Below are 18,635 nucleotides of genomic sequence, written 5' to 3'. Positions count from 1 at the left end.
TGACGGTCGGCAACGCTGCATGATGTGTCCATGCCAGAAGCTTAGCCACACAGAGGCATCGCCGAGGCCATGAAGTGAAAACATCTCGGTACCCAAGAATCGTCCACGGCAGAGAATCTGAGGACTGGTCCTATCGTGGACACATGGGCTCTACATCCCGATCCACCCGGCACCTGCCTGGAGTGACCACCAAGCTCCTCACTGCCACCGCCATACTCATGGGGAGCGTGCTGGTGCTGCTCACCATCATGGAACTGACCCCGAGCCTCAACAACGCTGGTCTGGCAGCATCAGTCCTCCTGTCGTCCACCGCACCGTGGTGCGTCGTCGCCGCCCTTGTCGCACTGACAATGGCTTGGCTGGGCCGGCGCGCCGAGCGAGCCAGTCGTATCGCAGCCATACTCACCACGATCGGTCTCGTGCTGCCACTGACCGTATGCGTGACCACCCCGGTGACCGTGAGGCACGCTGGCGGGACGGCCAATCCTCTCAGCGCTCTGCACACAGCCTCGATGATCTCTCCACCAGATGAAGTCCTGCATGACACGCCCCGCAAGGGGCAGTCGATTCAGGTCTACCGACCCCACTCCCCCGGGCCACATCCGGTGCTGGTCGACATTCACGGTGGCGGTTGGAACACCGACGCGAAAATGCCAGCGGTACTGCGTTCCCTGGCTGACACTGGCTGGGTCGTCGTACGCCCCAGCTATCCGCTGTCCACTCCGACCAGAGCAACATGGGAGAAGGCTCCTGAGGCAGTGGCATGTTCCTGGGCCTGGGCAGGAACCCATGCCGACCGACTGGACGCCGACACCTCGTCAATGGTGATCATGGGAGACTCTGCTGGCGGGCAACTGGCCATCAATCTGAGCTACCAGATTGCCCAGGGCAAGGCGTCCACGTCCTGCGGCAAACTGCATGAACCAGCTGCAGTCATCGGACTCTACCCTGCCCTTGACCTCACCCAACTGGCCTCACTCAAGGCCTTGGGGATCAACCATGCAGCCACCGAGTACCTTGGTGGGACACCGGAGCAGTATCCTGACCGGTACCGCTACGCGAACAGTGTGACGTGGGTCTCACCCAAGGCACCGCGCACGTTCATTGTGCGCGGCGGACGCGACACCCTCGTCCCACCCTCCGGCACTGACAGGTTCGTCGCCAGAGCCCGTGCTGCCGGAGCTGACGTCACAGATGTGAAGATTCCACTGCTCGATCATGCCTTTGACTCACAGACTCGCAACTCGCTGGGATACCAGTCAACTGTTTCGGTGCTGAGAGCATGGCTGGCACAGGTGCGTTGAGCCTCGCCCCCGACGGCGATGCCGTGGTCCGTCAGGCCATCTGCATCCCCCGACATCGAGTAGCTGCACGACATGTCGCTCGCGATCATGTACGATCACTCAGTGCCTCGATCGGGAACTCATCGGCAGGCGTTGCGGCGGGAGTGTCAGACAGAGTTCGTGTTCTGCTATTTCACCGGCCGATAGGTGAAGCATTCGTCACTGGGCAAGCAGGGTGAGTGCACGTTCCCACCGCTTGGTGGCAGCAGCACAGCCACTCAGTACGTCGTCCATGTCGGCCACCTGACGTCCACTCGGGACGGCGACACGCCGTGGTCCGACACCGGCCATGCTCTGGGCAGAGTAAGCGCGACGCATGGAATCATGTGTGATGGGTGCACTGCAATTCTCACCGGGAGCGCAATCACCACGTGCTTCCTGCCAAGGACGCTCACCGTGGCTCAACTCGCCAAGAGCAGTGCCCGAGTTGTCAGCATAGTGGGCAAGGACCGCGTCAATACTGGCCTTCTGTTGGTCAGTGAGACGCACGTCCTCGTCAGCCATGACCGTGGTGTGGCGCAGACTCGGAACCACCGGGCCGTTCTTCCACGCCTCAATCCTGCCATCGAAGAGAGGCACCCCGTCCCATGCCAAGGACCACGCCTGGGCATAGTACAAGAGCTTGTGCATCTGTATTTCCCCAGAGAACTCATGCCTGGAACGGATGTGCGAAGCAATCTCGTATGCAGTGGTCATTGTCGCCCTCCCCCCGTGACCTTGTCATGTTCAAGACCATTGTTCCTGATTGTATCTCACGGAGAATCTGCTCAGTGAACTGTCACGGACAGGCTGCTCACCCACGTCAAAGCAACGCAGGTACTCGATCGCCACCGGCAACCACGAAGTGGAACGTATCGCTGAACTCCGAATCCTCCTCAGGCCAGGACAGCTCGGAGAACCCACGACCAGCGGTGTCGTTCCAGCTCGGTCCACTCAGTCCAAGTAGTCGCGCAGCACCTGGGAGCGACTCGGGTGACGCAGCTTGCTCATCGTCTTGGCCTCGATCTGACGGATCCGCTCACGCGTGACGCCGTAGACCTTGCCGATCTCGTCAAGGGTCTTGGGCTGACCGTCAGTGAGGCCGAAGCGCATCGACACCACGCCCGCCTCACGCTCGGACAAGGTGTCGAGGACGTCGTGCAGCTGCTCCTGCAGCAGGGTGAAGTTCACGGCGTCTGCCGGGACGATCGCCTCGGAGTCCTCGATGAGATCGCCGAACTCGGAGTCGCCGTCCTCACCCAGCGGGGTGTGCAGCGAGATCGGCTCGCGGCCGTACTTCTGGACCTCGACGACCTTCTCGGGGGTCATGTCGAGTTCCTTGGCTAGTTCCTCGGGAGTGGGTTCCCGGCCAAGGTCCTGAAGCATCTGGCGCTGGACACGGGCAAGTTTGTTGATGACCTCGACCATGTGCACCGGGATGCGGATGGTGCGCGCCTGGTCGGCCATGGCACGGGTGATGGCCTGCTTGATCCACCATGTTGCATAGGTGGAGAACTTGTAGCCCTTGGTGTAGTCGAACTTCTCGACGGCGCGGATGAGGCCGAGGTTGCCTTCCTGGATGAGGTCGAGGAAGAGCATGCCGCGGCCGGTGTAGCGCTTGGCCAGCGAGACGACGAGACGCAGGTTCGCCTCGAGCAGGTGGTTCTTGGCCACCACTCCGTCCTCGGCGATCCACTCGTAGTCGGCGCGATCGGCGTCGGCCACGCTGGCATCCGGATCACTCAACTGCTCACCGGCGAACAGTCCGGCCTCGATACGTTTGGCCAGGTCAACCTCCTGGGCGGCGTTGAGGAGCGCCACCTTGCCAATCTGCTTGAGGTAGTCCTTGACAGGGTCGGCGGTCGCACCGGCAACCATGACCTGCTGCTCGGGCTCATCGGTGTCGTCGTTGTCGGAGACGACGAAACCCTGCGCCTCCTTGTTGAGCTCCGCCTCGTCCTTGGCAGCCTGCTTGGGGTCGTACTTGGAATCGTCGATGTCGTCGAGGCTGCGCTTCTTGCCGCCGATGGTGAGGACGATCTCGTCACCCTCGCGCTTGGCTTCCACATCCACCTGGCCGGAAGCGGCCTCGGCGATCGTTGGGTCCTTCTTCTTGGCCGGGCTCTTCTTGCCAGTGCTCTTCGTGGACCGCTTGCGCGTGGTCGTGGTGGATTTGGTGGAAGCCTTGGTCGACGTCGTCGACGCCTTCTTCTTCGTAGCAGTCTTCTTGGCGGTGGTCGTCTTCTTCGTTCCGGAGGTCTTGGCAGCGGTCGCCGAAGTCTTCTTCGTCCCCGATGTTCTGGACGTGGTCGACTTCGTTGTACCGGTCTTCGCGGCCGTCTTGGATCCACTGGCCTTACCTGCAGACCCAGACTTGGTGGCCGAAGCGGAAGACTTGGTCGTCCTTGACGCACTGCCACGACGTGTGGTTGACGACGTCGACGTGCGCTTCCTGGTCGTCTTGGTGGGCTTCGCCTCCTCGTCGACAGCGGACTTGCTGGTGCTGGACGTGGAACGAGACGTCACTGCGATCCTCTCGAAGGCGGACAGAACCTGTTAAGGGCACACGAAAGCCCCGAGGGCGTCAAGTGCCTTGTCACATTGTGGCACCACAACACCTGCATTGCCAAATGGGAGGCGAAACCTGCCCCAGTCGTAGCACGCGAACCAGGCAACTACGACTGTGGTCTTAACCTCCCGTACTTCGCGCTACCAAGGGCTCTCATACCCGAGCAGGGAATGACGCGGACGTCATGACGCGTTTGTATGGATGTCGCAGGTTGAAAACTGCTGAAAGGCGGAACTCATGGACACCAAGACTCGCGTCCGTACCACTGACGGAATTGATGGCAAAGACGCTGTTGGCCTGTATCTGGAAGGAATCGCCAAGACCCCACTGTTGAGTGCTGCCGATGAGGTGATGCTCGCCAAGCGCATTGAGGCCGGACTGTTCGCCCAGGCCGTCCTGGACGGAACCGTGGAGACGAAGGTCGAGGCCAGCACCGAGGAACTCCAGCAGATCGCCGAGGACGGCGAGGCTGCGATGGCCCGGTTCGTGCGCGCCAACCTTCGTCTGGTCGTCTCCGTCGCCCGCAAGTACGGCCGCTCACGGATGCCGCTGCTGGACCTCGTCCAGGAGGGCAACACCGGTCTCATCCGCGCGGTCGAGAAGTTCGACTACGCCAAGGGCTTCAAGTTCTCCACCTATGCCACATGGTGGGTGCGTCAGGCGATCAGCCGTGGCATTGCCCAGCAGGGACGCGTCGTGCGGCTGCCAGTGCACGTTGCCGAACAGGTCAACCAGGTGTCGGCGGCACGACGTGACCTGGAACGCGAACTGGGTCGCGAACCCGAGCTCTTCGAGATCGCAGAAAAACTGGACCTCACCGAGGAGAAGGTTGCCGAGCTCGTCACCTTCGGCCGGGACCACGTCAGCCTCGACGCACCTGTGGAGGACGACGGTGACACCAGCCTTGGCGACCTCATTGCCCGTGAGACGGCACCCGGCCCGGACTCCATCGTGCTCGACGCCGAGGATCGCACCCGGCTCGAGGTGATGCTGCAGGATCTCGACCAGCGCTCCGCAGACGTCGTACGTCGTCGTTATGGACTGCTCGACGGACGTCAGGCCAAGCTCGCCGACATCGGCAAGGTGTGGGGCATCACCGCTGAGCGGGTGCGTCAGATCGAGCGGGCTGCCCTGGCGACGATGCGTGAGGCCAACCAGGAGGCCATGGCTGCCTGAGACACCTCACGCAGCCTGAGCCCGGACATCCTGCTGGATTCCGGGTTCGGGTTCTTGGGCGTGTGACCCCGATGTCCTGAGCATCAATGTCATGGCACGGATCTGGATCATGACAGGGACAGGGCCGTGCCACATGAATGTGTCACGATCACCGCGTGGGAGCGCCGAAGGGTGAACCCTGATCGGCCACGTCCACGACACGTATGACCCCTTCCTGGGCACACGAGGCAATGAGTCGTCCATTCTGGATGAGCCGTCCCATGGAGAATCCGTGGGACCCCGAGGCACTCGGCGAGATCTGGTCGTAGAGCATCCACTGATCCGCGATGCCCTTGCGATGGAACCACATGGCGTGATCGATTGACGCCGGACTCACCGTGTGACCGGCCGGCAATGCTGGCAGGTGCGGCAGGATCGCCGCGGCCATGAGACTCATGTCCGACAGGTAGGCGAGGATCGCGCGATGGGTAACGGCGTCATCGGGAAGCGTACTGCTCGCCTTGACCCACAACCGCATGTGGGTTGCATGGTTCTGATGGTGGTACGCGCTGCCGTCACCGGCGTAACGCACGTCGAGGGCATCCCACTCTGTGCCCATGGGCATGGCGCGTCCCATGGCAGCCGCCATGGCTTGGGCCAGGGTCGGGCACTCCTCGGGATCCGGGACGTGTGACGGTTTGCGATCACTGTGGTCCAGTCCTTCCTCGGAGGTCTTGAACGACACCTCCGAGGTGAAGATCACTCGGCCGTGCTGACGGGCGTCAACACGACGCGTCGACAGGGTCCGTCCATCCCGCAACCGCTTGACGTCGTAGATGATGGGCGCGTCGTTGCGTCCGCCATGCAGGAAGTACGCGTGCAGGGAGTGGACCTTGCGATCCTGCACGGTACGGCACCCAGCGACGAGGGACTGCGCCAGAACCTGACCACCAAAGGTACGTTGCCAGGTCGTCTCAGGGCGTGGCCCCCGGAAGAGGTTGGGCTCGAGCACCTCGAGATCGAGCAGGTCGAGTAGTTCTGCAGTCGTTGATGGCATGGATCAACTCTGCCACCACCCAGGCAATCGTGGTCAGGATTGGGACCGAACCTGCCCGATGGCCTGACGAATTCGCTTGGGAGAGACCGGGATGTGGGTGCGCAGCCGCTGGGCGAAGTACTGCACGCGAAGCTCCTCGATCATGAATCCCACCTCCTCCACCTGGGCAGGAAGCCGGCCAGCAGGCTGTTCGGCGCAGAGCTCGTCGTACTCGCCGAGCAGGACGTCGATCTCATCCATCTGGGTGGCGTCCCTGCCCGGGTTGAGCAGCAGCGACTCCGCGCGCACGACGACGGCATCCATCCACCGCGACATGTAGCCGAACCACGGGTCCGGGGTGGCCGAGACGAAATTGCAGAACACCAGATCCTCGAGTTGGGAGGTCATGTCCGCACGTGCCGCCCCGTCGGGCAGGCTCAGCAGTGCTCGTCGCGCCCCGGCATGGGACTGGAGGATCCGCGATGTCTCCTCGACCACCTGGGCCATCCGCTCGGCCTGGTCCTGCCGCACCTGAAGTGCCAGGGAGTCGAAGGCCTTCTCGTCGCGGATGGTGGCGATCCCGTCACTGTGTTTCCTGGCCAGGGAGTCGACCGTCTTGAGTCGGCAGTCCGTCAACAGATCGGGCACCGAGGGGTACGGCGAGTCGGCCAGGGACAACTTGGTGGCGTTCGACATGTGTGCCACGACCCACTTGGTGGGGTCGGGAAGGCAGAGCATCAGCAGACGGACGACTCCTTGACCGTGACTCTGATCTGCTGCAGTGCGGGTCTCCTTGACAGCGGTGCCCACCCCGTCGCGCTCGTCGACCAGGCACGGGTATCCGACGGCATCGACCCCAGCACGTCGCACGTCCACGTGTGACGGCACGGCACCGAATTGCCAGCTCGTCGCACCGTGAATCTGCTTGGTTCGGGCTGCCTTCGTCAACGTCTTGGCTATCTTGGGCGCCAGATCCACCTGCAGTTGACCCAGATCCTCCGAGTGAGCCATCTTTCGGGGCTGGGAGGTACGAGGCCGCTGGGACTTCTTGACGTTCTTCGATGCCGCTGTTCGGTGACCGGACCCGTCGAGCACCTCGAACCCCACCCGCAGGTGTGACGACAGATTTTCTGGATGCCAGTCGGAGTCCTTGATGGAGACACCGGTGAGAGCGGTGAGAGCGCGGGCAAGTTCGCCGGTGAAATCCTTCGTGTGGTCGGCGCCGTTGTCGGCAAGCCAGAGCAAGGCCGCACGGGCACGATCAGGTGCTGGGACGAGCTGGGTGCGAATCTGTTTGGGCAGACCGCGTACCAGTTCGGTTGCCAGTTCCTGACGCAGCCCGGGAACCTGCCAGGTGAACGGTTCCCGAGGTACCTGGCCCAGCAAAGGCAAGGGAATCTGCACCGTCACTCCGTCATGACCGGATCCCGGCTCGAAGACGTAACGCACCGGCAGGTCGAGGTCTCCCACCTGCCATGTGTCGGGAAACTGGTCGACCGCCACGGCTCCGGGCTCGATGAGGTCGTCCACGGTGAGGTCGAGCAGATGCTTGTCGTCCTGGCGACGCCACCACGCATTGAACTGGCTGCCCGAGACGATGTCACTGGGGATCCGCTGATCGTAATGGTCGTACAGCGCCTGGTCATCAGCCATGAGTCCGCGCTGCCGAGAACGATCCTCCAGCTCCTGGGCCTGGGCCACCACGGCGTCGTTGTTCCTCAGGAAGTCATGACGAGCACGCCAGTCACGTTCGACCAGAGCCGATTGGATGAAGATCTGTCGTGCCACCTGGGCGTCGATGCGTCCGTAATTGACGCGTCGATCCGTCCACAGCGGAACACCGTACAGGGTGGCGCGTTCGTTGGCCACGACCGAGGCGCTCGAGGCGGCCCAGTGAGGTTCGGAGAAGGAACGCTTGAGCAGGTGCGAGCCCACCTGCTCCACCCACTCCGGACGAATTGCCGCCACATTGCGCGCCCACAGTCGGGAGGTCTCCACCAGCTCGACTGCCACGACGAGTTCTGGCGGATGCTTGGCCAGAACCGATCCGGGATTGATGGCGAAATTGGAGCCCCGGGTGCCCAGGTACTCTCGCGGACCGGGACGTGCTCCCTTGCGTCGTGCCGAGGTGCGTGTCTCCGACGTCTTGAGCAGACCGATGTGCGACAGCAGACCAGAGAGCAGGGCGGTGATGATGTCTCCCACCTCGGCTGGCTCATCGTTGCGCCGCAGTTTGAGGTCCTTGGCGATACGTTTGAGTTGGCTGTGCAGATCCTGCCACTCCCGGATTCTCAGGTAGTTGAGGTACTCCGCACGACACATCCGCCGGAATGCCGAGCTGCCCATCGCCTTGCGTTGGTGGCGCAGATAGTGCCACAGCCGCACGATGGACATGATGTCTCCGCCATCATCGATGCCCTGCGATGGCGACGTGGATTCCCCGCTCCGTATGTGCTGGCCCCGTGTGCGTTGGCCCTGCGTGTGCTGGTCACGACCGGCATCCCGATGGTTCTTCCCACGCGAGTTCGCACGCTGTGCGGGTTTCACCGGACGAGTCCCGGTGTGGACGGTGTGGCGCAACGGCCGTCCGGCGGTGTCGGTGGCAGCGACGGCAGCTTGGGCCGTCTCGCGTTGCCGAATCGTCGACCAGTCGCCACTACGGTGATCGTCGGACCGATCGACCGCACTCAACGTCGTCTGCAGAGCAGCTTCGCTGGTGAACCGGCGATGAAAACCGTCCGCCTCGTCTCGCTTGTCACTGGGGCGTTCTCGCACGTCCGGAATGGACAGCGCGGAGACGATGATGAGGATTTCCCGCAGACATCCCCGTCTGGCTCCCTCCAGGATCATGCGTCCCATACGAGGGTCGATGGGGATCTGGGCGAGCTGATGACCGACTCTGGTGAGTCGTGGGGTGTCGTGGTGGCCCGAACGCAGCGCTCCGAGCTCGTCGAGAAGTCGCAGACCATCATTGATCTGGGAACGATCCGGGGTCTCCACGAAGGGAAAGTCGTTGATCGCCCCCAGACGCGCCTGGGCCATCTGCAGGATGACCGAAGCAAGGTTGGTGCGCAGGATCTCCGGCTCGGTGAACTCGGGACGGGTCTGGAAGTCCTGCTCGGAGTACAGCCGGATGCAGATTCCCGGAGCGACACGGCCACACCGTCCGGCGCGCTGGTTGGCACTGGCCTGGCTGATGGGCTCGATGGGCAGACGCTGCACCTTGGTCCGTGAGGAGTACCTGGAGATGCGGGCCGTCCCCGGATCGATGACGTAGCGAATACCGGGCACGGTCAACGACGTCTCGGCAACGTTGGTGGCCAGGACGATGCGTCGCCCCTGGTGCGCCGTGAAGACCCGATGCTGTTGGGCAGCGGAGAGCCTGGCGTACAGCGGCAGGATCTCCGTGTTGGCCAGGGCCAGGTCTGCCAGGGCATCGGCGGCGTCTCGGATCTCGCGCTCCCCGGCCAGGAAGACGAGGATGTCACCCGCGCCCTCCCGGCTCAGCTCAGTGACGGCCTGACAGATTCCCGTGGGCTGGTCAATGGCCTCGGCCGGTTCTTCGGGGTCGTCGGGCTGGGTCTCCAGGGGGCGGTAGCGCACCTCGACCGGATAGGTGCGTCCGGAGACCTCGATGATGGGGGCATCGTCGAAGTGTGCACTGAATCGTGCCGTGTCGATGGTGGCCGAGGTGATGATGACCTTGAGGTCGTCACGCCTGCTCAGCAACTGTTTGAGGTAGCCCAGCAGAAAGTCGATGTTGAGGCTGCGCTCGTGGGCCTCGTCGATGATGATGGTGTCCCAGGCTCGCAGGTCGCGGTCATGGGAGATCTGGGCGAGCAGGACACCATCGGTCATGACAGTGAGAGCGGTGTCACTGGTGGTGTGCCGGGTGAACCTCACCTGGTACCCCACTTGGTTGCCGAGTTCGACGTCCATCTCATCGGCAACTCGCTCGGCGACCGTGCGCGCAGCGATACGGCGCGGCTGGGTGTGGGCGATGCGGGTACGCCCCAGCCCCAGGCAGATCTTGGGCAGCTGGGTCGTCTTGCCCGAACCGGTTTCACCAGCGACGACGACCACCTGATGACTGGCGATGGCCTCAGCGATCTCGTCGGCATGCTCGCTGATGGGAAGGTCTGGGGGAAAATCGATCGTGCCGCCATCGGGCAACGTATTGCGCAGGGTAACAGCCATGACCGAACAAGTTTATCGCGTGACGGGGCACATCTGGACGATGCACGAGCAGCGACGATGAGGAGGTCCCTGGGGCGCCCCGGATCGGTACCTGCCGCAGGTCGGGTCAGTGCCTGCCGTAGGCGGAACGGGGATGGCGCCGTGGTGGCGGTGTGGATCCGACCGTCACACACCGCCACCAGCGTTTCATCAGTGAACGATCCCCAGTGGGCACTTGGCGTGTGCCATGATGCCGCGGGCCACTCCCCCAGCAGTCCAGCCGAGCAGTGGGTGCTTGTTGACGCCGATGATGAGTTGATCGACGGTCTCCGACAAACTCACCAGTTCGTCGACAGGTTGCCCGGTGAGCACACGTCGATGACACGACACCTCCGGGTAGGAGCTGACAACTGGATCGGCGATCTCGGCCAGACGTTGATCGAGTTCGCTGATCATGCGTTCCATGGACTCATCGGTGAGCTTGTAGCCACCGGTGGCACCAGCGGGCAGTGGTGGGGTCACGGTGACGACTTCCAACTCGGCGTCATAGCGCTTGGCCTGGTCACAGGCGAATGTCAGGGTCTTGGTGTTCGAGGTCTGCGGCCCCACGGCAATGGCGACCTTGTGCTTGTCGCCCACGGGGTGTGGTGTGGCAGCCTGGGAGATGACGATGACTGGGCAGGATGCCATTCCGGCGATGGCCACCGACGTCGAGCCGACGAACATGCGCTCCAACCCACTGGTGGCACGGCGTCCCACGACGATGAGTTCGGCCTTCTCGGAGCGGTCGGCCAGCAGGGCTGCCGGGTTTCCGACGATGACCTCGCCATGAATGCGTTCCTTGTCGAGGCCCTGTTCCAAAGCAACCTTGATGGCGTCCTCGACGATGGCCTGCCCCACCTCCTCCAAGGCCTTGCGGTCATAGGCAAATCCCCATGCCCCGGCAACGCCATTGTCGTCCACGGCATGGATGATGAGCAGATCGGCACTGCGCGCCTTGGCTGATCCGGCAGCGAACTTCGTGGCTCGCAGGCCGTCCTCCGACCCGTCGACACCGGCAATGACGACACGTTGCGTCCTGTTCTCAGTCATCTTCGTCCTTCCTCGGCAGGTCAACCACAACCGATCATTGGTCGTCGGGTTCGTCGGAACTGACCGCCCGACCACTCAGGGAGGTTATCGAGATGGTCATCACATTACGCCGAACACCGGGTGCCCACGTGAGTTTCGGTGCTCCCGCCGCCACGACAGCGGCCTCATCGGGGTAGCTGTTCACGGACTGGACCGTTCCCCGGGCGACGACGTCCCACCCGGTGTGGGTGGCCTCGTCGAGTTCATCCACCTCGAAGGCGATCCGCTGGCCCACCCCGATACGGGCCATGGGGGTGTTGGGTGCGATTCGCATCACCAGCGAATGACCAACGACATGGTGTGTCACTGGCATGAGTTCGATGTCGTCATCCTGGGTCCAGGCGAGTCTGCCGGCGGAGCGAGTCGACAGCAGTTCCAGACACTCCTCCTCACTGAGGGTGATGAAATGTCCGATACCCAATCCTGGCTCCTCTCCTGTTGCTCACACAGTAGCGAAGTGCGATGGCCGAATCGAACGGGTTTCTGTCCACAGTGATGTGCTCACATACGTTCTCGACGAAAAGCAGCAGTCAGGTCCAGTCCTCGGTGTCCCTGTCGAACGTCGTGCGTCCGTGCAACTTGCGTGCGAGTTCGTCGTCGATGCCGTCGGACAGCTGCGACATGATGCGCACTGCCCGGTGCAAATGTTCTGGTACGAACGGTTTGGCCATGAGCGACATCGTGACGAGAACACGGTCCTGGTGCAGGGCGAACCGCCCGTAGCGTGACTGAACGTTGAGGTCATTGAGTACTTCCACGGCCCGGGAACGTCCGTCGACGTCATGGACGATGACGGAGAACAGCAGGAGCTCCTCCCCATCGCTGGTGGCTCGGATGAACACCATCGTCGATCCCACACGGATTGCGAAGTCGCCCTCCTCGTCACGGAACGGTGGGTGGCCGAACATGGTCGTGAGTTCGTCGGCGACCTGCTGGGCCAACACTGGTCCGTCGAGCTCACTGTCGTCCTGTGGTTGCAGGACCTCAGCAAGCTGGTCTGGAGCGAGGAACACCGGGTGCTGGACGCTGAAAATCGTTCGCAGTGTGGTCACGGCGAGTTCTGCCACGTCATGACAGTCGTTCTGCGAGCTGAGAACCCAGAAATCGCCATGTGCCAGGGCCTCCTCGTGCGCGGGATTCCCAGTGCGGTTGAGCCGCCCATCGTTGGGCAGTTCCTCCTCGTCGGGAAGCTGCCACCCCAGGCGGGTCATCTCCTCGACCTGCGGCTGGGTCAGCTGGGACGAGGGGCCCAGATGGGCGTTGCTGGAGGCTTGCAGCACGATTCGCGCATCGTCGCGAGGATCATCAGGATCGATCTGGACGAAGCGGACATAGGGAACCATCTCATCGCGCAACGACGGCGTGCCAATGGTGAGGCTTCCGTTGTCGTCAATGACGGAAACCACCTCGGCAAGACGCTCGGTGAATTGTGCCCACGCTTGCTCGATACTCCGATCAAGATCGAAATCAAAGTCCGCTGGCTCATCCATGCCTTCAACCTAGCAAGACTTCTTCCCCGGGATTCACCGGTGGTGGGAGAACTGCCCGTCTGGACGAACGACGACCTGCTCGACGTCCCGGCGCACTCCGAAAATCCAGCGCACCCCGAAAATCCCTGCTCCCGATGGTGGGCCGTGGCGGTGGGGCCGCCTCCTGCGACCGGTGCTCCCCGTTCAGCTCGGAGATGCACATGCCCGAGACCGGGAAAGGGGCGACCCGAGCTGATCTCTCGCTGGGCCAGACACCCTGCACACGCACACGCATGGTCGAGCGTGGAATCGACCGTCACCAACCGCCGTGGCGATGGTTACCCTTGCGCAGGCCCAGAACAGGGCGAGATGGCCATGTACTGCTCTCCTGGGATGACGGCCACTTCGTGATGACAAGTCCTCGCACTGCAGACAAATGGGGTGCTGGAGTGATTCATCATCACCCCAGCACCCCGAAACCTCATCCTCTCAGCCACCTCAGCCAGAAGACGTCATGGCATGAGAGTTACTCGGAACATCAGCTGCATCCGCTGGTGGATCCGCAGCTCTCGCACACGTAGCAGGACCCGGATGGGCGCATCTTGGTACCGCAGGTCATGCACAACGGAGCATCAACAGCCATACCAGTCATCTCCTCGACCAGCTCAGCGCTGGTGTGAGCATTCTCGCCCTGGGCAGCTGCGCTGGGATCAGGATCGAACAGTCCGGGCTGATTTGCCCCATCCTCGTGCACCTGCACTCGATCGGCTGGGGTCGATTTCAACGACTCGGACTCGATGAGTTCGGCGTCCTCGTCCTCGAATTGGTACGACCCGGTCTCGACGTACTGCGCTCGTTCAGCGGCGGTGTAGATGCCCAACTCGGCACGCTCATCGAAGTCGAGGTAGTCAAGGGCGAGGCGGCGGGCAATGTAGTCGATGATCGACTGGGCAATTCGAATGTCCGGATCATCGGTCATGCCGGCTGGCTCGAACTTGAGGTTCGAGAATTTCTGCACGAAGCTCTCAAGCGGGACGCCGTACTGCAGACCGATGGACACGGAGATGGAGAGGGCATCCATGACTCCTGCCAAGGTCGATCCCTGCTTGCCCAGCTTGAGGAATATCTCACCGAGACGACCGTCGTCATAGGCTCCTGTTGTGAGGTAACCACCAGCACCAGCGACCTGGAAGCTCGTGGTGCGACCCGCACGGGACTTGGGAAGCCGTTGACGGCGCGGACGGTACTCGACACGCACCTCTGGCTCGGGAGTGGCGTCCTCCTCATCCTTCTTGTCGGAGAGCGGCTGGCTCACCTTGCAGTTGTCGCGGTAGACGGCCAATGCCTTGAGGCCGAGTTTCCAGCCCTGCATGTAAACATCGGCAATGTCCTCGACGGTTGAGCTCTCGGGAAGGTTCACCGTCTTGGAGATGGCACCGGACAGGAACGGCTGGACAGCGGCCATCATGCGCACGTGACCCATCGGGGCGATGAACCGAGCGCCCATGGCACAGTCGAAGACCTCGTAGTGTTCCTCGGCCAGGTGCGGGGCATCGATCACCGAGCCGTGCTCCCTGATGTGCTCCACGATCTCGGCAATCTGCTCGGGGGCATAGCCCAGATTTGTGAGTGCCCGCGGAACGGTCTGGTTGACGATCTGCATCGAGTCACCGTCAACCATTTTCTTGAACTTCACCAAGGAGAAATCCGGCTCGATACCGGTGGTGTCACAGTCCATCATGAAGCCGATGGTCCCGGTGGGCGCCAGCACCGAGGCCTGCGCATTGCGGTAACCGTTCCGGTCGCCAATCTCGATGACCTGATCCCACTCGGCCTTGGCAGCGGCGAGTACGGCCTTGTCATTGGTGTGCAGTGGCTGGACGTCGGCATTGGCATCACGGTGCTTGCGCATGACGGCCTTGTGAGGCTCGGTGTTGGCGGCATAGCCCTCATAGGGGCCGACAATGCCAGCGAGTTCAGCGCTACGCCGGTAGGCCACACCCGTCATGAGCGAGGTGATGGCAGCAGCCAGGGCTCGACCACCGTCGGAGTCGTAGCCCAATCCCTGGGCCATGAGCAACGCACCAAGATTGGCGTACCCGATACCGAGCTGCCGGAACTTCCGGGTGATCTCGGCGATCGACTCGGTCGGGAAATCTGCGAAGCAGATGGAGATGTCCATGGCAGTGATGACCAGCTCGACTGCACGACGGAACTTGTCGATGTCAAAGACATCCTCATCCAGGAACCGCAGCAGGTTGAGGCTGGCCAGGTTGCACGAGGAGTTGTCCAGGCTCATGTACTCTGAGCACGGGTTGGACGCGTTGATGCGGCCGGTGTTGGCGCTGGTGTGCCACGAGTTGATGGTGTCATCGAACTGAATACCGGGATCGGCGCACTCCCAGGCGGCCTTGGCCACCTTGCCGAAGAGGTCGCGAGCGTCAACCTCCTCGATGATCTTGTCGGTGGTACGGGCCCGAAGCCCGAACTTCTCACCTTTCTCCACGGCATGCATGAAGTCATCACTGACGCGCACCGAGTTGTTGGCGTTCTGGTACTGCACCGAGTTGACGTCCTTGCCGCCAATCCCCATGTCGAAGCCAGCAGCGCTGAGGGCGCGGATCTTGTCCTCCTCGCGCGCCTTGGTCTCGATGAACTCCTCGATGTCGGGGTGATCGATGTCGAGGACGACCATCTTGGCAGCTCGGCGAGTGGCACCACCGGACTTGATGGTTCCGGCCGAGGCATCGGCACCCCGCATGAAGGAGACCGGCCCGGAGGCGGTCCCGCCACTGCTCAGCAGCTCCTTGGAGGAACGAATCCTGGAGATGTTGACTCCAGCGCCAGAACCGCCCTTGAAGATCATTCCCTCCTCGGTGTACCAGTGCAGGATCGACTCCATCGAGTCGTCCACCGAGAGGATGAAGCAGGCGCTGACCTGTTGTGGGCTGGCAGTACCGACGTTGAACCAGACCGGGGAGTTGAAGCTGAAGTACTGGTGCAGCAACAGCCACGTGAGTTCCTCGCCGAACACCGTGGCATCGGCATCGGTGGCGAAGTAACCATTCTTCTTGCCGGTGCTCACGTAAACCGCAACGACACGGTCGATGAGCGTCTTGAGGCTGGCCTCGCGCTGCACCGTGCCCAAGGCACCACGGAAGTACTTGTTCGTCACGATCGTGGCGGCATTAGCGCTCCAGAAATCGGGGAACTCCACCCCACGCTGTTCGAAGACGACCTCATTGGTACGCCAGTTCGTCTGGACGACGTCGCGACGCTCCCAGGTGACCTCGTCGTAGGGATGAGTGCCCTCAGTACTGAAGAACCGCTCTATGTGCAGCCCCTTGCGTCGAGAATTCGACGTGCGCGACGTGGCTTTGGTTTCGGTCATGACTCCCTCTGCTGTCTGGTGGTGGGTGGGGGTGATCTGTCGATCGGGCAGTTGACGAACTGCCGTGGAACCGTCAGAAAAGTGGCTGATGGGAAGATGTCGAGTACCGGTCCTCCACCGGGGTCTCGGCATCGTCGGCATTGGCTGTCTCATCACGCAGCCGATCAATCTCGTCGGCGAAGTCGTCGATCGAGTCGTAGTTACGGTAGACGCTGGCAAATCTCAGGTATGCGATGGGATCAAGATCACGCAGCGGCTTGAGGATGGCCACCCCGATCTGGTCGGACGGAATGGCAGCCATGCCGCGGGCGCGAAGCCCATCCTCGACACGCTGCCCGAGCACCGCGAGATCAGAGTCGTCGACCGGCCTGCCCTTGCAAGCTTTCCGCACACCGGCAATGACCTTCTCTCGATTGAAGGGTTCCTCAGTCCCATTGCGTTTGAGGACGGTCAACTGCATGCGCTCGATCGTCGTGAACCTGCTGCTGCAGACCGGGCACTGTCTGCGACGACGGATCGCCGTACCGTCCTCGCAGACTCGTGAATCAAGAACTCGGGAATCATCATGCTGGCAGAATGGGCATCTCACGACTCATCCTCCTTCACACCTGACGTCTCCGACACTCGAGAACACTACCTGCAATTCGCCGTGCATCAAAACTACAACCACAAGTTGTAGTACTACATCACCAGATGTCCACTAGATATGGTGTTTGCATCATCACTGTCGCGACACGCGTCAGCAGTCATGATCCCTGGCTGTCCACCCCACTGTCATCACTGGACGTCCAGAACGCTGACACCACACCTCGCCCATCTCGACCATCGGCAACAGCATCCAGCCGAACCACGGCCGTCACCGCACCAATGATCATGATCGCTGCGGCAAAAGCCATCAGGATGTCCCAGAACAACAATTCCCCTCGCCGGGGTCTTGCCTCCCCCACGGCAGCTGCCCTCGACACGACGATCGAGTCCACCGCGCCAGCGGATCGGTCTGCGACATCTGCATCGAAACCAGTCAGTGCAGCTGCCAGCTCCCTTCTGTCAAGACGGACGACCGGCTCGTACTCGATGTCACCCGCCTCGTCGTCCGGCCACGGGCCATGCACGACTCGGGATCCTTCCCTCCGCCGCAAACCCACAGTCAGACTGGAGGATGCACCAGCTCCATCACGATCTTCTGCGGAACCCAGAACACCCCACTCACGGGTCACCACGCTCATTGCACACCTTCCTCGTCGCCACGAAAGCAGCTGTCACACGCCAACACGTCACTTCGGCACCATGCGCCACAGTCAATTCAGACGGGACATCCGACTCAGCATCGAACGTCTTTGCGATTGAAGATTAGAACATCTATTCGACAGACGCAAGATGCGGCGACCTTGCATCTCTCGCCACCCCCGGAACCAGCACCATTGGGTGGCGGAAACGATCTCCTGGGCTCGAAAGCAGGTTCACACTCCAGTGAGACATTCCGGGAAAACACTCATGCGCAGGATCGAACACATGTTTGCTTTGCCGGGAGGTGATCGATTATCCTTGATGCCATGGAGCAGCACGAGCACCCCCATCGACAACTGGCTGGGACGACACCTGTCCCGACGCCCGGTGACGTCGTACCAGATCCGGCGATCCTCACACCGCGCCAGCGCAAGGTCTACGAGTTCATCGTCACCAACGTTGATGAGCGCGGGTACCCGCCGAGCGTGCGCGAGATCGCCGACCAAGTTGGCCTGTCCAGCACATCGTCAGTGCACTACCAGCTCAGGGCTCTGGAGGATAAGGGATTCATCCGGCGCGATCCCAGGCGACCACGGGCACTGGAGATCGTGGGGCACAACCGCCCTGCACCGATCACCACACATTCCATCCCCGTGAGCGACGGGGGTGATGCCGACTCGATCACCGTGCCGCTCGTCGGTCGAATTGCGGCTGGCGCCCCGATCCTCGCCGAGCAGAGCGTTGAGGACACCATGGCCGTGCCCACCCAGTTGCTCGGTCACGGTACGCATTTCATGCTGGAGGTTCACGGTGACTCCATGATCGACGCAGCAATCTGCGACGGGGACTGGGTGATCGTGCGCCAACAGCAGCAAGCCGAGAACGGCGAGATCGTTGCAGCACTCATCGACGACGAGGCGACCGTCAAGATGCTCTCCCAACACTCCGGGCACACCTGGCTGCTGCCACGCAACCCCGCCTACTCCCCCATCGATGGCGACCATGCCAGCATCATGGGCAAGGTGGTCGCCGTCATGCGCCGAATCTGACCCGCGATCTGGCACCCAGTACCGGCAAAACCACTACTGGGGCCCGATCACGATATGTAGGGTGGCCGAGACACTGGCGTTGCCGGTTTGCCCGACCAAGCGATGACCGG

12 protein-coding genes and 2 pseudogenes are annotated in these 18,635 nt (G+C 62.2%); 3 read left to right on the top strand and 11 right to left on the bottom strand.

What is annotated here, in order from left to right; translation table 11 throughout:
- Positions 1-143 precede the first annotated feature (143 nt).
- Positions 144-1,304 carry an alpha/beta hydrolase gene (locus ACP8JZ_RS03890; protein ID WP_306516987.1) on the top strand — a complete coding sequence of 387 codons (1,161 nt, stop codon included), beginning with the start codon at positions 144-146 and terminating at the stop codon, positions 1,302-1,304.
- A gap of 198 nt (positions 1,305-1,502) precedes the next feature.
- On the opposite strand, the gene ACP8JZ_RS03885 is transcribed toward ACP8JZ_RS03890, so the two are convergent.
- Complete coding sequence (locus tag ACP8JZ_RS03885; protein WP_306516988.1) at positions 1,503-1,973, bottom strand: Panacea domain-containing protein; 471 nt, start codon at positions 1,971-1,973, stop codon at positions 1,503-1,505.
- Positions 1,974-2,276: 303 nt separating this feature from the next.
- Entirely contained in the window at positions 2,277-3,848 is a 1,572-nt protein-coding gene (locus ACP8JZ_RS03880) for an RNA polymerase sigma factor (RefSeq protein WP_023035432.1), read from the bottom strand.
- A 280-nt stretch (positions 3,849-4,128) separates the two neighbouring features.
- Between ACP8JZ_RS03880 and ACP8JZ_RS03875 the strand changes: the two genes are divergently transcribed.
- Positions 4,129-5,067 carry a sigma-70 family RNA polymerase sigma factor gene (locus tag ACP8JZ_RS03875; RefSeq protein ID WP_021103238.1) on the top strand — a complete coding sequence of 313 codons (939 nt, stop codon included), beginning with the start codon at positions 4,129-4,131 and terminating at the stop codon, positions 5,065-5,067.
- A 148-nt stretch (positions 5,068-5,215) separates the two neighbouring features.
- Here the strand turns inward: ACP8JZ_RS03875 and ACP8JZ_RS03870 are convergent, their stop codons facing one another.
- The 9 genes and pseudogenes from ACP8JZ_RS03870 to ACP8JZ_RS03830 form a co-directional block, all read right to left on the bottom strand.
- Positions 5,216-6,103 (bottom strand): acyl-CoA thioesterase, encoded by an 888-nt coding sequence (locus ACP8JZ_RS03870; protein WP_484482725.1) that lies wholly within the window; start codon positions 6,101-6,103, stop codon positions 5,216-5,218.
- A gap of 33 nt (positions 6,104-6,136) precedes the next feature.
- Positions 6,137-8,536 (bottom strand): annotated as a pseudogene (locus tag ACP8JZ_RS03865) (DUF3418 domain-containing protein); the annotation flags it as partial.
- Positions 8,537-8,605: 69 nt separating this feature from the next.
- Positions 8,606-10,279, bottom strand: a pseudogene (gene hrpA / locus ACP8JZ_RS03860) (ATP-dependent RNA helicase HrpA); the annotation flags it as partial.
- A gap of 189 nt (positions 10,280-10,468) precedes the next feature.
- Positions 10,469-11,350 (bottom strand): universal stress protein, encoded by an 882-nt coding sequence (locus ACP8JZ_RS03855; protein WP_021103234.1) that lies wholly within the window; start codon positions 11,348-11,350, stop codon positions 10,469-10,471.
- A 34-nt stretch (positions 11,351-11,384) separates the two neighbouring features.
- Positions 11,385-11,810 (bottom strand): pyridoxamine 5'-phosphate oxidase family protein, encoded by a 426-nt coding sequence (locus ACP8JZ_RS03850; RefSeq protein WP_023035437.1) that lies wholly within the window; start codon positions 11,808-11,810, stop codon positions 11,385-11,387.
- 109 nt (positions 11,811-11,919) lie between these two features.
- Entirely contained in the window at positions 11,920-12,879 is a 960-nt protein-coding gene (locus tag ACP8JZ_RS03845; protein WP_484482724.1) for a T3SS (YopN, CesT) and YbjN peptide-binding chaperone 1, read from the bottom strand.
- Between the two features lie 517 nt (positions 12,880-13,396).
- The gene (locus ACP8JZ_RS03840; RefSeq protein WP_306516991.1) at positions 13,397-16,249 is read right to left on the bottom strand and encodes a vitamin B12-dependent ribonucleotide reductase; all 2,853 of its coding nucleotides are present in this window, start codon (positions 16,247-16,249) and stop codon (positions 13,397-13,399) included.
- A gap of 73 nt (positions 16,250-16,322) precedes the next feature.
- Positions 16,323-16,838 carry a transcriptional regulator NrdR gene (gene nrdR / locus ACP8JZ_RS03835; RefSeq protein WP_023035440.1) on the bottom strand — a complete coding sequence of 172 codons (516 nt, stop codon included), beginning with the start codon at positions 16,836-16,838 and terminating at the stop codon, positions 16,323-16,325.
- Positions 16,839-16,995: 157 nt separating this feature from the next.
- Complete coding sequence (locus ACP8JZ_RS03830) at positions 16,996-17,361, bottom strand: hypothetical protein (protein ID WP_306516992.1); 366 nt, start codon at positions 17,359-17,361, stop codon at positions 16,996-16,998.
- 441 nt (positions 17,362-17,802) lie between these two features.
- Here ACP8JZ_RS03830 and lexA point away from each other — a divergent pair, with 441 nt between their 5' ends.
- Positions 17,803-18,525, top strand: a complete 723-nt coding sequence (lexA, locus tag ACP8JZ_RS03825; protein WP_286321486.1) for a transcriptional repressor LexA — start codon at positions 17,803-17,805, stop codon at positions 18,523-18,525.
- Positions 18,526-18,635: the final 110 nt, after the last annotated feature.

This window comes from Cutibacterium sp. LaCa_286 (assembly GCF_057198075.1).
This window is presented reverse-complemented; position numbering and strand designations above follow the sequence as displayed.

Coding starts and splice junctions, on each gene's coding strand:
- ACP8JZ_RS03890 (WP_306516987.1), top strand. CDS start 144: ATGGGCTCTACATCCCGATCCACCCGGCACCTGCCTGGAGTGACCACC.
- ACP8JZ_RS03885 (WP_306516988.1), bottom strand. CDS start 1,973: ATGCACAAGCTCTTGTACTATGCCCAGGCGTGGTCCTTGGCATGGGAC.
- ACP8JZ_RS03875 (WP_021103238.1), top strand. CDS start 4,129: ATGGACACCAAGACTCGCGTCCGTACCACTGACGGAATTGATGGCAAA.
- ACP8JZ_RS03870 (WP_484482725.1), bottom strand. CDS start 6,103: ATGCCATCAACGACTGCAGAACTACTCGACCTGCTCGATCTCGAGGTG.
- ACP8JZ_RS03855 (WP_021103234.1), bottom strand. CDS start 11,350: ATGACTGAGAACAGGACGCAACGTGTCGTCATTGCCGGTGTCGACGGG.
- ACP8JZ_RS03845 (WP_484482724.1), bottom strand. CDS start 12,879: ATGGATGAGCCAGCGGACTTTGATTTCGATCTTGATCGGAGTATCGAG.
- ACP8JZ_RS03840 (WP_306516991.1), bottom strand. CDS start 16,249: ATGACCGAAACCAAAGCCACGTCGCGCACGTCGAATTCTCGACGCAAG.
- lexA (WP_286321486.1), top strand. CDS start 17,803: ATGGAGCAGCACGAGCACCCCCATCGACAACTGGCTGGGACGACACCT.